The sequence below is a fragment of the Pseudomonas sp. SCT genome, assembly GCF_003864275.1.
Classification (GTDB): Bacteria; Pseudomonadota; Gammaproteobacteria; order Pseudomonadales; family Pseudomonadaceae; genus Stutzerimonas; species Stutzerimonas stutzeri_AE.
In genome coordinates this window covers 205,652-220,880 of sequence record NZ_BDJA01000007.1, presented here as the reverse complement: position 1 = coordinate 220,880, position 15,229 = coordinate 205,652, and the positions used below count along the sequence as shown (strand labels likewise).

The 15,229-nt window shown below is 65.3% G+C and carries 15 protein-coding genes; 5 read left to right on the top strand and 10 right to left on the bottom strand.

All coding sequences use genetic code 11. The annotated features are described in order from the left end of the window. Nucleotide 1 precedes the first annotated feature (1 nt). Complete coding sequence (locus tag BHD08_RS18195) at nucleotides 2-280, bottom strand: YheV family putative zinc ribbon protein (protein ID WP_125024009.1); 279 nt, start codon at nucleotides 278-280, stop codon at nucleotides 2-4. Further along, complete coding sequence (gene prlC / locus BHD08_RS18190) at nucleotides 277-2,328, bottom strand: oligopeptidase A (protein WP_125024006.1); 2,052 nt, start codon at nucleotides 2,326-2,328, stop codon at nucleotides 277-279. Before prlC ends, BHD08_RS18195 begins: the two co-directional genes overlap by 4 nt. Nucleotides 2,329-2,584: 256 nt before the next feature. Between prlC and BHD08_RS18185 the strand changes: the two genes are divergently transcribed. Beyond that, the gene (locus BHD08_RS18185; RefSeq protein ID WP_125024004.1) at nucleotides 2,585-3,121 is read left to right on the top strand and encodes a gamma carbonic anhydrase family protein; all 537 of its coding nucleotides are present in this window, start codon (nucleotides 2,585-2,587) and stop codon (nucleotides 3,119-3,121) included. A 6-nt stretch (nucleotides 3,122-3,127) separates the two neighbouring features. Here the strand turns inward: BHD08_RS18185 and BHD08_RS18180 are convergent, their stop codons facing one another. Next, a complete protein-coding gene (locus BHD08_RS18180; RefSeq protein WP_125024002.1) occupies nucleotides 3,128-3,553 on the bottom strand; it encodes a VOC family protein in 426 nt (141 codons plus the stop codon). Between the two features lie 98 nt (nucleotides 3,554-3,651). Between BHD08_RS18180 and BHD08_RS18175 the strand changes: the two genes are divergently transcribed. Beyond that, a complete protein-coding gene (locus BHD08_RS18175) occupies nucleotides 3,652-4,635 on the top strand; it encodes a zinc-dependent alcohol dehydrogenase family protein (protein ID WP_125024000.1) in 984 nt (327 codons plus the stop codon). Between the two features lie 235 nt (nucleotides 4,636-4,870). On the opposite strand, the gene BHD08_RS18170 is transcribed toward BHD08_RS18175, so the two are convergent. The 3 genes from BHD08_RS18170 to BHD08_RS18160 are packed head-to-tail and all read right to left on the bottom strand — an operon-like array spanning nucleotide 4,871 to nucleotide 7,384. Continuing rightward, nucleotides 4,871-5,641, bottom strand: coding sequence for a MetQ/NlpA family ABC transporter substrate-binding protein (locus BHD08_RS18170; protein ID WP_125023998.1), 771 nt, complete (start codon nucleotides 5,639-5,641; stop codon nucleotides 4,871-4,873). A gap of 58 nt (nucleotides 5,642-5,699) precedes the next feature. Beyond that, nucleotides 5,700-6,377, bottom strand: coding sequence for a methionine ABC transporter permease (locus tag BHD08_RS18165; RefSeq protein WP_014822197.1), 678 nt, complete (start codon nucleotides 6,375-6,377; stop codon nucleotides 5,700-5,702). After that, a complete protein-coding gene (locus tag BHD08_RS18160; protein ID WP_015278936.1) occupies nucleotides 6,377-7,384 on the bottom strand; it encodes a methionine ABC transporter ATP-binding protein in 1,008 nt (335 codons plus the stop codon). The genes BHD08_RS18165 and BHD08_RS18160 overlap by 1 nt, the downstream gene beginning before the upstream one ends. A 264-nt stretch (nucleotides 7,385-7,648) precedes the next feature. Between BHD08_RS18160 and katE the strand changes: the two genes are divergently transcribed. Continuing rightward, nucleotides 7,649-9,784 carry a catalase HPII gene (gene katE / locus BHD08_RS18155; RefSeq protein WP_125023996.1) on the top strand — a complete coding sequence of 712 codons (2,136 nt, stop codon included), beginning with the start codon at nucleotides 7,649-7,651 and terminating at the stop codon, nucleotides 9,782-9,784. 200 nt (nucleotides 9,785-9,984) lie between these two features. After that, on the top strand, nucleotides 9,985-11,472 hold the full coding sequence (locus tag BHD08_RS18150; protein ID WP_125023993.1) for a DASS family sodium-coupled anion symporter: 1,488 nt from the start codon (nucleotides 9,985-9,987) through the stop codon (nucleotides 11,470-11,472). Between the two features lie 41 nt (nucleotides 11,473-11,513). On the opposite strand, the gene BHD08_RS18145 is transcribed toward BHD08_RS18150, so the two are convergent. Genes BHD08_RS18145 through zur form a run of 4 tightly spaced genes read right to left on the bottom strand, consistent with a single transcriptional unit; the run spans nucleotide 11,514 to nucleotide 14,085 of the window. Next, entirely contained in the window at nucleotides 11,514-12,035 is a 522-nt protein-coding gene (locus BHD08_RS18145) for a YgjP-like metallopeptidase domain-containing protein (protein ID WP_125023991.1), read from the bottom strand. Then, the gene (znuB, locus tag BHD08_RS18140; protein ID WP_042926635.1) at nucleotides 12,035-12,820 is read right to left on the bottom strand and encodes a zinc ABC transporter permease subunit ZnuB; all 786 of its coding nucleotides are present in this window, start codon (nucleotides 12,818-12,820) and stop codon (nucleotides 12,035-12,037) included. The genes BHD08_RS18145 and znuB overlap by 1 nt, the downstream gene beginning before the upstream one ends. A 12-nt stretch (nucleotides 12,821-12,832) precedes the next feature. After that, nucleotides 12,833-13,603 carry a zinc ABC transporter ATP-binding protein ZnuC gene (gene znuC, locus BHD08_RS18135; RefSeq protein WP_058063280.1) on the bottom strand — a complete coding sequence of 257 codons (771 nt, stop codon included), beginning with the start codon at nucleotides 13,601-13,603 and terminating at the stop codon, nucleotides 12,833-12,835. After that, nucleotides 13,600-14,085 (bottom strand): zinc uptake transcriptional repressor Zur, encoded by a 486-nt coding sequence (gene zur / locus BHD08_RS18130; RefSeq protein WP_003282403.1) that lies wholly within the window; start codon nucleotides 14,083-14,085, stop codon nucleotides 13,600-13,602. The genes znuC and zur overlap by 4 nt, the downstream gene beginning before the upstream one ends. 64 nt (nucleotides 14,086-14,149) lie before the next feature. Here zur and znuA point away from each other — a divergent pair, with 64 nt between their 5' ends. Then, the gene (gene znuA / locus BHD08_RS18125) at nucleotides 14,150-15,142 is read left to right on the top strand and encodes a zinc ABC transporter substrate-binding protein ZnuA (protein WP_125023989.1); all 993 of its coding nucleotides are present in this window, start codon (nucleotides 14,150-14,152) and stop codon (nucleotides 15,140-15,142) included. Nucleotides 15,143-15,229: the final 87 nt, after the last annotated feature.

The window sequence follows — 15,229 nt, the reverse complement described above, 5'->3', positions numbered from 1 at the left end:
ACTACTCTGGCTTCTTCAACTTCGGATTAGGGAAAAACTGCACCGACTGCACCTGCGGATTGGCCGGCTTGGGCTGGACCTTGTTCACCCGCGTGCCGAGTTCCATCGGCACCGACTGGCCCTGGGCGTTGAGGGTGTCGGCGTAGCCGCAGTCGATGCATTCGCGGTGCGGCACACCGTCGACGTCCCACATCTTGATGCAGTCCGCACCGCTGCACGCGGGGCACACGGCCCCGGCGATGAAGCGTTTGGTGGTGACTCGGGATACTTCGTTGCTCATGCCGCGGCCTCCGCTACCAGCCCGAGGTGGCGCAGCAGGGCGTCGATGGACGGCTCGCGGCCTCGGAAATCGACGAACAGTACCATCGGCTCCTGCGAGCCGCCACGGGCGAGGATGGCCTCGCGGAAGGCGCGCCCGGTCTCGGAGTTGAACACGCCTTCTTCCTCGAAGCGCGAGAAGGCGTCGGACGACAGCACCTCGGCCCACTTGTAGCTGTAGTAACCGGCCGCGTATCCGCCGGAGAAGATGTGCGCGAAGCTGTTGGGGAAACGGTTGTAGACCGGCGGGCGCATCACCGAGACCTCGTCGCGGATGTGCTCGAGCACCTGCAGCACGCTGCGACCGTCACCGTGGGTGGCGTGCAGTTCGAAGTCGAACAGGGAGAACTCCAGCTGGCGCGCCATCATCATGCCGGACTGGAAGTTCTTCGCCGCCAGCATCATGTCCAGCTTGTCCTGCGGCAGGCGCTCGCCGGTCTGGTAATGACCGGAGATATGCGCCAGGCCTTCGGGATCCCAGCACCAGTTCTCCATGAACTGGCTCGGCAGTTCCACCGCGTCCCAGGCCACGCCATTGATGCCCGAGGCACCGGCGTGCTCGACCTGGGTCAGCAGGTGATGCAGGCCATGGCCGAACTCGTGGAACAGCGTGGTGACTTCATCGTGAGTCAGCAGCGCCGGGCGCTCGCCCACTGGCGGGGTGAAGTTGCAGACCAGATTGGCCACTGGCGTCTGCAGGGTGCCGAGGGCGGTGCGGCGCTTGTCACGGGCGCCGTCCATCCAGGCGCCACCGCGCTTGTTCGGCCGCGCGTAGAGGTCGAAGAAGAAGCGCCCGACGTGCTGGCCGTTCTCGCTGATCTCGAACAGACGCACCTCCGGATGCCAGCCGTCGAAGCCTTCCAGCTCATGAATCTCGATGCCGTACAGGCGCTGGACGATGCAGAACAGCCCGGACAGCACCTTGTCGATCGGGAAGTAGGCGCGCAGTTCTTCCTGGTTCAGGCTGTAGCGCTGCTGGCGCAGCTTCTCGGCGTAGTAACCGAGGTCCCAGCTCTGCAGATCGTCCAGGCCCTGCTCGGCGGCGAAGACGCGCAGTTCGGCCAGGTCGCGCTCGGCGAACGGCTTGCTGCGCACCGCCAGGTCACGCAGGAAGCTCAGCACCTGCTCGGTGGATTCGGCCATCTTGGTCGCCAGCGACAGCTCGGCGAAGTTGCCGTAGCCGAGTAGCCCGGCCAGCTCGTGGCGCAGCTCGAGGATCTCGGCCATTACCGGGCCGTTGTCGAACTGCCCGGCATTCGGGCCCTGGTCCGAGGCGCGGGTGCAGTAGGCGGCGTAGACCTCCTCGCGCAGGTCGCGGTTGTCGGCGTAGGTCATCACCGCGTAGTAGCTGGGGAATTCCAGACTGATCAGCCAGCCGTCGAGATCCTTCGCCTTGGCTGCCTCGGCCATCTGCGCCTTGGCCGAATCGGTGATACCGGCCAGCAGGCTTTCGTCGGTGATGTGCCGGGTCCAGCCCTGGGTGGCGTCCAGCAGCTGGTTGGAGAACTTGCTGCCCAGCTCCGCGAGCTTCATCTGGATGGCGCCGAAGCGTTGCTGCTCGACCGGCGGCAGGTCGATGCCGGACAGGCGGAAGTCACGCAGCGAATGCTCGAGGATGGTCTTCTGCGCCACCTCGAAGCCAGCCGCCGCGGGGCTCGCGGCCAATGCCTGGTAGGCCTCGAACAGGTCGCGGTTCTGTCCGAGTTCGGTGTAGTAGGCCGACAGCTTGGGCAGGCAGGCCTCATAGGCGGTACGCAGCTCCGGGCTGTTGCACACGGAGTTGAGGTGGCTGACCGGCCCCCAGGCCCGCGCGAGGCGGTCGTTCAGTTCGTCGAGGCCGACCACCAGGGTCTGCCAGTCCAGGCTGTCGGCCGGGCGGCTAAGCAGTTCCTGGATCGCCACGCGGTTGTCGCCGAGGATGGTGTCGATGGCCGGCTCGACGTGCTCCGGGCGGATCTCGGAGTAGGGTGGCAGGTCGAAATCTTGCAGCAGGGGATTGTTCGCGCTCACGGGGGACACCTTGTGACGAAAGGGATTGCAGGCCGCTCACTGGAGCGAGGCTGGACAGGCCAGCGCGCAGGCAGATGTCCTAGATGGACGCGCTGCCGCGCTTTTTCAACGCCGAGCGACGAAACGCGCCGCGGGCAAGCAGCCGGTAGTTAACTCTGACCACGCCAGGCGGCATGCTGCTCAGGCCTGGTTACCGCGGCAATGCCGGCCATATTAATTACAATCGACCCTCCCCGCAGCCAAAGAGGTTTCTATCGTGGCGATACGCAGCTACCACAACAGCACTCCACAACTGGGCGAGCGCGTGTTCGTCGACGACTCCGCGGTGCTTATCGGCGATATCGAGATCGGCGCCGACAGCTCGGTCTGGCCGCTGACGGTGATTCGCGGCGACATGCACCGCATCCGTATCGGCGCGCGCTCAAGCATCCAGGACGGCAGCGTGCTGCACATCACCCATGCCGGGCCGTACAACCCGGACGGCTTTCCGCTGACCATCGGTGACGAGGTCACCGTCGGGCACAAGGTCACCCTGCACGGTTGCACCCTGGGCAATCGCATCCTGGTGGGCATGGGCTCGATCGTGATGGACGGCGTGGTGGTCGAGGACGAAGTGATCATCGGTGCCGGCAGCCTGGTGCCGCCGGGCAAGACGCTGGAGTCCGGCTACCTCTACGTCGGCAGCCCGGTGAAGCAGGCGCGCCCGCTAACCGACAAGGAGCGCAGCTTCTTCAGCTATACCGCCGGCAATTATGTGAAGCTCAAGGACCAGCACCTCGCCGAGCGCGACTGATCCCGCTTACTTGGCGAACAGCTGACTCATGTCCTTGAACGCCTTGAACTCCAGGGCGTTGCCGCAGGGGTCGAGCAGGAACATGGTCGCCTGCTCGCCGACCTGGCCCTGAAAGCGCACATAGGGCTCGATCACGAAGCGCGTACCGCGCGCCTGCAGCCGCTCGGCCAACGCCTCCCATTGCTCCCAGCCGAGTACCACACCGAAGTGCGGCACCGGCACGTCATGGCCATCTACCGGGTTGCTGTGCGCCGCCTGCTGGTGCGGCATCTTCGGCGCCTCATGGATCACCAGCTGGTGGCCGAAGAAATCGAAATCCACCCAGTGCTCGCTGCTGCGGCCCTCGGCGCAGCCGAACGCCTCGCCATAGAAGGCGCGAGCGGCGGCCAGATCGTGAACGGGAATGGCGAGATGAAAGGGCGAAAGCGTCATCGGGGCGTACTCCTGAGCATGGGACGCTTCGAGTCTAGAGCCTTTTTCCGCCGTTCGGCCTACCCTGCAGCAGACCGGAGACGAAAGGAGAGACGTCGATGCGTGCCATGTTGCTGGAACAGAGCGGCCAACCCTTGCAGCTGCGCGAGTTGCCCGTGCCGCAACCGGGGCCTGGCGAGGTTCGCGTGCGGGTGCTGGCCTGTGGCGTCTGCCGCACCGATCTGCACGTGGTCGACGGCGAGCTGCCGGCGGCGCCGCTGCCGATCATTCCCGGCCACGAGATCGTTGGTCGCGTCGATGCGCTGGGCGAAGGCGTCAGCGGCTTCGAGCTGGGCCAGCGCGTCGGCATTCCCTGGCTCGGGCATACCTGCGGCACCTGCAGCTATTGCCAGCACGCCGAGGAAAACCTCTGCGATGCGCCGCAGTTCACCGGCTACACACGGCCGGGCGGTTATGCCGAGTACGTGGTGGCCGACGCGCGCTTCGCCTTCGGCCTTGGCGAGCAAGGTGACGCCGTGGCACTGGCGCCGCTGCTCTGCGCCGGGCTGATCGGCTGGCGTTCGCTGGTCAAGGCCGGCGACGGCAAGCGCCTTGGCCTCTACGGTTTCGGCGCCGCGGCGCATATCGTCATGCAGGTGGCGCGTTGGCAGGGGCGCGATGTGTATGCCTTTAGCCGCCCGGGCGATGTGGCCGCGCAGGACTTCGCCCGGGCGCTGGGTGCGGTTTGGGCCGGGGATTCAGGGGAGCTGCCACCGGTGCCGCTGGATGCGGCGATCATCTATGCACCGGCCGGTGAGCTGGTGCCCGCGGCGCTGCGAGCCGTGCGCAAGGGCGGCCGGGTGGTCTGCGCCGGCATCCACATGAGCGATATTCCGAGCTTCCCCTACGACATCCTCTGGCAGGAGCGCGAACTGGTCTCGGTGGCCAACCTGACCCGCCAGGACGGCCTGGAGTTCTTCCCGGTCGCCGCCCAGGTCGGTATCCATACCGAGACCCATGCCTACCCGCTGGAACAAGCCAACCAGGCACTGGATGATCTGCGCAACGGGCGCTTCCAGGGTGCGGCAGTGCTGGTGCCGTGAAGAGCATGCTGCGCGAGACATATCAGCGGCCCGCGTTCTGATCTGATTCGGACGTAGGGTGGATCGCGCTTCATCGATCCACCGGGTGGCGATCCACGGGTGGCCATCCATCGAAATCATTCGCCGGGGTCTACGCAGCAAATTTGCGGGATTGTGGCCGGAGGCACCCGTACCAGCGCAGCGAAAACGAAAAACCCCGCCGAGGCGGGGTTTCTTCAGAGCGGAGCGGTCACAGTCAGAAGGCCGGAACCACGGCACCCTTGTACTTTTCCTCGATGAACTTGCGCACTTCTTCGCTGTGCAGCGCGGCGGCCAGTTTCTGCATGGCGTCGCTGTCCTTGTTGTCCGGACGGGCAACCAGGATGTTCACGTAAGGCGAGTCGCTGCCTTCGATGACCAGGGCATCCTGGGTCGGGTTCAGCTTGGCTTCCAGCGCGTAGTTGGTGTTGATCAGCGCCAGGTCGACCTGGGTCAGCACGCGCGGCAGGGTCGCGGCTTCCAGCTCACGCACCTTGATGCGCTTGGGGTTGTCGGCGATGTCCTTTGGCGTGGCGGTGATGCCGGCGCCATCCTTGAGGCTGATCACGCCGGCCTTGGCCAGCAGCAGCAGGGCGCGGCCGCCGTTGGTGGCGTCGTTGGGGATGACCACGTTGGCGCCATTGGGCAGCGCCTCCAGCGACTTGTGCTTGCTGGAATAGGCACCGAAGGGCTCGATATGCACGCCGGCGACGCTGACCAGATCGGTGCCCTTGCCCTTGTTGAATTCATCCAGGTACGGCTGGTGCTGGAAGAAGTTGGCGTCCAGGCGCTTCTCGGCGACCTGGATGTTCGGCTGCACGTAGTCGGTGAAGACCTTGACGTTCAGCGTTACGCCCTGCTCGGCGAGTTGCGGTTTGACGAACTCCAGCAGCTCGGCGTGCGGTACGGCGGTGGCGGCCACGTTCAGGGTTTCGGCCTGCGCGGAAAACGCGGCAACGGCGGCCAGGGCGACAATCAGTTTCTTCATCGTTCGGTTCCTTCGTAAGTTGAGCGGGGTGCGAAGGTTCGCTCGCCCTGGTTGCGGTTCATTTGCGCGAAAAGTGGGTGACCAGCCTATCGCCGACGCTTTGCAGCACCTGCACCAGCACCAGCAGCAGGACCACGGTGACGACCATCACGTCGGTCTGGAAACGCTGGTAGCCGAAGCGGATGGCCAGGTCACCGAGGCCGCCGGCCCCCACTACACCGGCCATCGCGGTGTAGGACACCAGGGTGATGGCGGTGACGGTAATGGCGGCGATGATGCCCGGACGCGCTTCCGGCAGCAATGCGCTGAAGATGATCTGCCGCGTCGTGGCGCCCATCGCCTGGGTCGCCTCGATGATGCCGCGGTCCACCTCGCGCAGCGCGGTTTCCACCAGACGGGCGAAGAACGGCGCAGCGCCCACCACCAGCGGCGGGATGGCACCGGCCACGCCCAGCGAGGTACCGGTGATCAGCACGGTAAAGGGAATCATCACGATCAAGAGAATGATGAACGGCAGCGAGCGCAGCACGTTGACCACGAATGACAGCGCGGCATACAGCGGGGCATTTTCGAACAGCTGACGCGGGCCGCAGAGAAACAGCAGCACGCCCAGCGGCAGGCCGAGCAGGATGGTGAACAGCAGCGAGCCGCCGAGCATCAGCAGGGTGTCCAGCGTGGCCAGCCAGATCTCGTACCAGTCGACATTGCCCAACAGGGAGCTAAACAAGGCTTCCATCAGCGCAGCACCTCCACATGCACGTCCGCCGCCTGCAGACGGGTCATTGCTGCAGTCATGTCACCGCCGATCAGCGCCAGGGTGAGCTGGCCGTAGGGCGTGTCCTTGATGCGGTCGATGCGCCCGGACAGGATGCTGTAGTCGACCCCGGTCTCGCGGGCGACGGTGCCCAGCAGCGGCTTGTAGGTGGAGTCGCCCTGGAAGGTCAGGCGCAGAATGCGGCCCGGCACGTGGGCGAAGTCATCGTGCAGCTCGCTCTCATCCATCGCTTCGTCTTCCAGCACGAAACGCTGGGTGGTCGGATGCTTGGGGTGCAGGAACACCTCGGTGACCGGCCCCTGTTCGACGATGGCACCGGCATCCATTACCGCCACGCGGTCGCAGACGCGACGGATCACGTCCATCTCGTGGGTGATCAGCACGATGGTCAGCTTCAGTTCGCGATTGATCTCGGCCAGCAGCTGCAGCACCGAGGCGGTGGTCTGCGGATCGAGGGCGCTGGTGGCCTCGTCGCAGAGTAGGATGCTCGGCTCCGTGGCCAGCGCACGGGCGATACCGACGCGCTGCTTCTGCCCGCCGGAGAGCTGCGCCGGATATTTGCGCGCGTGCTCCTTGAGGCCGACACGCTCGAGCAGGGCGGCGACGCGGGCGTCGATCTCGCGGCGCGAGCGGATGCCGGCCAGGCGCAGCGGCATGGCGACGTTGTCCGCCACGGTCTTCGACATCAGCAGGTTGAAGTGCTGGAAGATCATCCCGACGCGCTGACGGAAGCGCCGCAGGCCATCTGCATCCAGCGCGGTGACATCTTCGCCGTTGACCAGAATCCGTCCGCCGGAGGGTTCCTCGAGGCGGTTGATCAGGCGCAGCAGCGTGCTCTTGCCGGCGCCGGAGTGGCCGATCAGGCCGAAGACTTCACCGGAGGCGATCTCCAGCTGCGTCGGCTGCAGGGCGGGGACGTCTCTGCCGCCGGTCCGATAGGTTTTGTGGACTTGATGGAATTCGATCACGGGCGAACCTTGTGGGTGCGGCGTTCGTTGCCGGGATATTCGGCGAAAGCCGGGCATTCTACCCGTTTGCCGGCGAGGTCGCTTGTCTGTGCCGCTCCGATTGAGCAAATCCATCGGCCTTATAGCCAAAGCAAATCGGTTTGGCCGGCAACCATGTAGCGGCTATGGGGGTCACTAACCGGTACGCCGTGAATTGATCACGCATCAGGTCCAGACCGTGGCCCGATCGTTCGCGGTTCAGCTCACCGCTAATGGAGGCCCATCATGACCGAAAAGACCCCTAAACAGAGCGAGCTGGCCGGCACCGATACCGTCGACCGTGCCAATCACAACGCCAAGCTCGATCAGCTGGAAGAATTTCGCAGCGACGCCACCGGCGCGGCGTTGCGCACCAACCAGGGCGTGAAGATCGCCGACAACCAGAACACCCTCAAGGCCGGCGATCGTGGGCCCTCGCTGCTCGAAGACTTCATCATGCGCGAGAAGCTCACCCACTTTGACCACGAGCGCATCCCCGAGCGCATCGTGCATGCGCGCGGTTCGGCGGCGCACGGTGTGTTCGTCAGCTACGCCGACCACAGCTGGCTGACCAAGGCCTCGTTTCTCGCCGCCGAAGGCAAGGAAACCCCGGTCTTCACGCGCTTCTCCACCGTGCAGGGCTCGCGCGGCTCGGCCGACACCGTGCGCGACGTGCGCGGCTTCGCCACCAAGTTCTACACCGACGAGGGCAACTTCGACCTGGTCGGCAACAACATGCCGGTGTTCTTCATTCAGGATGCGATCAAGTTTCCGGACTTCGTGCATGCGGTCAAACCCGAGCCGCACAACGAAATCCCGCAGGCGCAATCGGCTCACGACAGCTTCTGGGACTTCGTCTCGCTGACCCCGGAATCGGCGCACATGGTGCTCTGGACCATGTCCGACCGCGCCCTGCCGCGCAGCTTCCGGGCGATGGAAGGCTTTGGCGTGCATACGTTCCGCCTGATCAATGCCGAGGGCACGAGCCGCTTCGTCAAGTTTCACTGGAAGCCGGTCGCGGGCGCCTTCTCGCTGGTCTGGGACGAGACGCTGAAGATCGCCGGCAAGGACCCGGACTTCAACCGCCGCGACATGTGGGAGTCCATCGAGATGGGCGACTACTTCGAGTGGGAGCTGGGCGTGCAGGTGGTGGAAGAGGCCGACGAGCACAAATTCGATTTCGACCTGCTCGACCCAACCAAGCTCATTCCCGAGGAGCTGGTGCCGGTGCAGAAGCTCGGCAAGATGACCCTCAACCGCAACCCGGACAACTTCTTCGCCGAAACCGAGCAGGCCGCCTTCCACATTGGCCATATCGTGCCGGGCATCGACTTCACCAACGACCCGCTGCTGCAGGGCCGGCTGTTCTCCTACACCGACACCCAGCTGCTGCGTCTCGGTGGGCCGAACTTCCACGAGATCCCGATCAACCGCCCGGTCTGTCCGTTCCACAACAACCAGCGCGACGCTTTCCATCGCCAGACCATCCACAAGGGCCGCGCCAACTACGAGCCCAACTCGATCGACAGTGGCTGGCCCAAGGAAACCCCGCCAGCAGCTCAGGGTGGTGGCTTCGAGAGCTATCCGGAGCGGGTCGAGGGTCACAAGATCCGCAACCGCAGCGAATCCTTCGGCGACCACTTCTCCCAGGCCACGCTGTTCTGGAACAGCATGAGCGGTCCGGAGAAGGAGCACATCGTCGGCGCCTATACCTTCGAGCTGGGCAAAGTCGAGCGGGTGTTCATCCGCGAGCGCCAGGTCAACGAGATCCTCGCCAATATCGATTTGGAGCTGGCCCGCCGCGTCGCCGAAAACCTGGGGCTGCCGGCGCCGAGCGCACCGACCGTCACCACCAAGGCGTCCAGCGTGCAAAGCTCGCCGGCACTGAGCCTGATGAACCACGCGCCCGGCAACATCAAGTCGCGCAAGGTGGCGATTCTGGTAGCCAACGGCGTCGATGGTGCGGCGATCGATGCGTTCAAGGCCAAACTGGCTTCGGAGGGGGCGCTGGCCAAGATCATCGGTCCGTCACCCGCGCCGGTGAAGACCGCCGAGGGGCAGATGCTCGTCGTCGACGCGGCGATGGATGGCATGCCTTCGGTGATGTTCGACGCCGTGTTCGTCCCCGGCGGCGCCGATGCGGCGGCGGCCATGGCCAAATCCGGCGAGGCCAAGCACTACGTGCTGGAGGCCTACAAGCACCTGAAACCCATCGTAGTGCTCGGCGCGGCGCGTCCGCTGTTGGCATCGCTCGGTCTGCAACCCGACGCCGGTCTGCTGGAAGGCGATGACGTGGCTGGGGTGTTTGGCAACTTTGCCCAGGCACTCGGTCAGCATCGCGTCTGGGCGCGCGAGGCCGCCGCGGAGGCCATCCCCGCTTGAGGTTTGCGCGAGGTTCGAGCGAGCACCAGCCCGCTTGAACCTGGCGGCGAGTCATCGAGCACAGAACGCCGGCGCATGCCGGCGTTCTGCTTTTTTTACTTGGTTAACTCGCCGCAAAGGCCCGCAATAGACGCAGGTCATGGTTGTGGTGGTCTGGCTTGCCCATGCTGAAGGCGTCTGTCAGCGGATGGAGCCTTACCATGAGCGATACCCCTAACGTAGTCCTTCGCCAAGGTCTGCTCGGCATCCCGATCGGTCTGTTGGTGGCCCTACTGGCACTGATTGGCGTGCTGCTGATGCCGTTGCCGGCCGATCTGCCCGTGGCTGGTCAGCGTGTCTTGGCCATCCTGGTGTTCGCAGTGGTGGTGTGGATCACCGAAGCGGTGTCCTACGAGGTCAGCGCGATCATGATCACCGCACTGCTGGCGTTCCTCGTGGGCACGGCGCCTACGCTGGAGAACCCCGAGGTGGTCTACGGCACCTCGAAGGCGATAGGCATGGGGCTTTCCGGTTTCGCCAATCCTGCATTGGCGCTGGTCGCGGGCGCGCTGTTCATCGCCGCAGCGATGACGCTTACCGGGCTCGACCGGCGCATTGCCTTGATGACCCTCTCCAGGGTCGGCACCAGTTCGCGGCATATCCTCGGCGGCACGCTGGTGGTCATCGTCCTGCTCAGCCTGGTGGTGCCCAGCGCCACTGCACGCGCCGCCTGCGTGGTGCCGATCATGCTCGGCATCATCACCGCGTTCGGCATCGACAAACGTTCCAACTTTGCCGCCGGCATGATGATCATCGTCGCCCAGGGCACCAGCATCTGGAACATCGGCATCCAGACCGCCGCGGCGCAAAACCTGCTGCTGGTGGGCTTCATGGACAAGCTGCTGGGAGAGCGGGTCAGCTGGATCGACTGGCTCATCGCCGGCGCGCCCTGGGCCGTGCTGATGTCCTTCGTGCTGCTGTTCATCGTGCTCAAGCTGCTGCCACCGGAAACCGAGCGGATAGCCGGTGGCAAGGAAGCCGTGGCGCGCTCGCTCGCCGAACTCGGGCCGATGACCTCGGCGCAGAAGCGCCTGCTCGCCGTGTCCATCGGTCTACTGCTGTGCTGGGCCACCGAGGGCAAGTTGCACAGCTTCGACACCACCAGTACCACCTATGCCGGCCTGGTGATCCTGATGCTGCCGCGCATCGGCGTGATGAACTGGAAGGAGGTTCAGACGCGAGTGCCCTGGGGCACGGTGATCGTCTTCGGCGTCGGGATCAGCCTCGGCACGGTATTGCTCACGACCCAGGCCGGACAGTGGCTCGGCGCGCAGGTGGTCGCCCACACCGGGCTTGGCGTGGTGGGGCCGCTGGGCATCTTCGCCATCCTCGGCGCCTTTCTCATCGTGATCCATCTGGGCTTTGCCAGTGCCACGGCGCTGACCTCGGCCATGCTGCCGATCCTGATCTCGGTGTTGCTCAGCCTGCCAGGGGACTTCAGCCGGCTGGGGATGACCATGCTGCTCGGTTTCGTCGTCAGTTACGGCTTCATCCTGCCAATCAACGCACCGCAGAACATGGTCTGCCTGGGCACTGAAACCTTCAGCGCCCGGCAGTTCGCCAAGGTCGGCGTGCTGGTGACGCTGATCGGTTATTTGACCATGTTGTTGTTCGCGGCAACCTGGTGGCGCTGGCTGGGCTGGATCTGAGCGCTGCCGGCATGCAACCGCACGCCTGGCGCCATTGGGCGTCAGGCGTAGCCGCCGGGTTCGGCATCCTGGGCCCGCAGCTCGCGCCAGTGCAGGAACAGCCGCAGGTCGAACTCGATCTGCCCGTAGCCCGGCAGCATGTGTTCGCACAGCTTGTAGAAGGCGCGGTTGTGCTCACTTTCGCGCAGATGGGCGAGCTCATGCACCACGATCATCTTGAGGAATTCCGGCGCCGCTTCGCGGAACAGCGCGGCGACGCGAATCTCCTTTTTCGCCTTGAGCTTGCCGCCCTGCACCCGTGACACCGCGGTATGCAGGCCCAGCGCCCGATGGGTCAGGTCCAGGCGACTGTCATAGAGCACCTTGTCGATCGGCGGCGCACTTTTCAGATGATCCTGCTTGAGCTGCTGCACGTAGCCGTACAGCGCCTTGTCGCTCTGCACCTGGTGCCGCTCCGGGTAACGCCGCGCGAGGTAGTCGCCCAGGCGATCCTCTGCGATCAGCTGGCGCACCTGAGCCAACAGCGGCTCGGGGTAGCCGAGCAGGTATTTCAGGTCGCTCATCAGGCGCGTTTCGGCCAGGCGAAGCTGAGCAGGAACAGTGCGGCGGCGCTGACCACGATGGACGGGCCGGCCGGGGTGTCCTCGTACCAGGACAGCGTCAGCCCCAGGCACACGGCGACGATTCCCAGGATGCTCGCGCCCAGCGCCATCTGCTCCGGCGTGCGCGCATGGCGCTGTGCGGCGGCGGCAGGAATGATCAGCAGCGAGGTGATCAGCAGCACGCCGACGATCTTCATCGCCACGGCGATCACCACGGCGATCAGCAGCATCAGCGCCAGGCGGATGCCCGCCACCGGCAGGCCTTCGACCTTGGCCAGCTCCTCGTGCACGGTGATCGCCAGCAGCGGCCGCCACAGCGGGATCAGCATCAGCAGCACCAGGGCGCTGCCGCCAACGATCCAGGCCAGATCGCTCGGCCCCACGGCGAGCAGGTCGCCGAACAGATAGCCCATCAGGTCGACGCGCACATCCTTCATGAAACTCAGCGAGACCAGGCCGAGCGAAAGCGTGCTGTGGGCCAGGATGCCGAGCAACGTATCCGAGGCCAGCGGCTGGCGCTGCTGCAGGGTCACCAGCAGCAGGGCGAGCAGCACGCAGCCGACGGTCACCGCCAGGGTCAGATTGACGTCCAGCATCAGCCCGAGGGCGACGCCGAACAGCGCGGCGTGGGACAGGGTATCGCCGAAATAGGCCATGCGCCGCCAGACGACGAAGGAGCCGAGCGGGCCGGCGACCAGCGCCAGGGCGAGGCCGGCGAGCAGGGCGTTGAGAAGGAAATCGGGCATCTGATGCTCTGTCTAATGCTTGCAGTTCGGGCCGTGAACGTGGGGTTTGCCGATCACGACGCTGCCGTGCAGGTCGTGGCTGTGATCGTGCTGGTGGTGGTAGATCGCCAGGCTGCGCGCATCCTGGCCGAACAGCTCGACGAAGGCCGGGTCGCTGCTGACCTGCTCCGGATGCCCCGAGCAGCAGACGTGCCGGTTCAGGCAGACCACCTGATCCGTAGCGCTCATCACCAGGTGCAGGTCGTGGGAGACCATCAGCACGCCGCAGCCATAGCGGTCGCGCAGCACGCCGATCAGCCGGTACAGCTCGGCCTGGCCGGAAACGTCGACACCCTGCACCGGTTCGTCGAGCACCAGCAGCTCCGGTTCGCGCAGCAGGGCACGGGCGAGCAGCACACGCTGCATTTCGCCACCGGAAATTTTCTGCAGCGGGCTGTCGATGACGTGCTCGGCGCCGACTTCGCCCAGCGCTGCGAGGGCACGGGCGCGGTCGACGCCGGGGACCAGGCGCAGAAAGCGCAGTACCGACAAGGGCAAGGTGGGATCGACGTGCAGCTTCTGCGGCATGTAGCCGACACGCAGCTTCGGCTTGCGCCAGACCTGCCCCTGATCGGGTTTGAGCAAACCGAGCACGGCACGCACCAGGGTGGTCTTGCCGGCGCCGTTAGGGCCGATCAGGGTGACGATCTCGCCGCGATGCACCTGCAGTTGCGCGCCTTCCAGTACGTTCTGGTTGGCGAAGCGCACATGGATGTCATCCAGCCTCAGCAGCACTTCGCTCATGCGGCTTTCCGGCAGTTCGAGCAGAGCCCAACGACTTCCACGGTCTGGCCCTCGACGGCGAAGCCGACGCTGCCGGCGGCGCTGTCAATGGCGGCGGCAATGGCCGGCTGCTCCAGCTCGATGGCAGTGTGGCAATTGCGGCAGATGAGGAACTGGCCCTGATGCGGATGCTCCGGGTGGTTGCAACCCATGAAGGCATTGAGCGACGCGATGCGATGCACCAGGCCGTTTTCCAGCAGGAAATCCAGCGCACGATAAACGGTGGGCGGCGCTGCACGACGGCCATCCTGCTCGCTCAGCACGGCGAGAATGTCGTAGGCGCCGAGCGGCCTGTGGCTTTGCCAGACCAGCTCCAGCACGCGCTTGCGCAAGGCGGTCAGGCGTACGCCCTGGCGTGCGCAAAGGCTGTCGGCTTCGGCCAACGCATGGCTGACGCAGTGGTCGTGGTCGTGGGGCGTGCAGGCCAGTGGAGTCTTGGACATGGGCGGCGACGTGTAAGGGGAGAGACGTTATTATGTACCAATTCTTTCCGTTCGAGTGATGCCCGTGAATCGTCTTTGCTCCTTTCCGTTGCTGGCGGCGCTGCTCGCTGGCGCCTCCTCTGCCCAGGCCGAAGTCCGTGTACTGACCAGCATCAAGCCGCTGCAGCTGATCGCCGCAGCGGTACAAGACGGCGTAGGCGAACCCGATGTGCTGCTGCCGGCCAGCGCTTCGGCGCATCATTACTCGTTGCGCCCGTCCGACGTACGGCGGCTGCGCGATGCCGAACTGTTCTACTGGATCGGCCCTGATCTGGAGAGCTTTCTGCCGCGTGCGCTGAGCGCTCGCGAAGGCACGACCGTAGCGGTGCAGGACCTGCCGAAGCTGACCCTGCGCCGCTTCGGCGATGCGCATGTCCATGCTGAGAACGATCACGACGAGCACGGCCATGACGACCACGGCACGCATGAAGGTCATGATCATGACGAGCATGACCATTCCGCTCATGCCGACGAGCACGATCACGACCATCGCCCTGGTTCACTGGATGCGCACCTGTGGCTGTTGCCCGCCAACGCTCTGGTGATCGCCGAGCGCATGGCGGAGGATCTGGCTGCAGCCGATCCGGCGAACGCAGAGCAGTATCACGCCAATACGGCGATTTTCGCTCAGCGCATCGCGGCGCTCGATGCGCATCTGAAGCAGCGCTTCGCCAAGGTGCAGAACAAACCATTCTTCGTCTTCCACGAAGCCTACGACTACTTCGAAGCCGCGTACGGCCTGCGCCACGCTGGCGTGTTCAGCGCCGGCGGCGAGGCTCAGCCGGGTGCACGCCACGTCGCGGCGATGCGCGAGCGCCTGCAGCAGGCCGGGCCGAGCTGCGTGTTCAGCGAACCGCCAGCACGACCGCGTCTGGCCGAAACGCTGACCGCCGGCCTGCCGGTGAAGATGGCGGAACTGGACGTATTGGGCGTCGGCCTGCCGACGGACGCCAAGGGTTACGAGCGCTTGCTCGAAGGCCTCGGCGACACCCTCGCCGACTGTCTGGAGTCGCTGTGACGTTTTGCGGCCGCTTCGGCTGACCCCTCGCTTCACGGGCAGACCTGCGGCCTGCATCGCCGCGAGGGGCGCCTCCCACGATGAGTG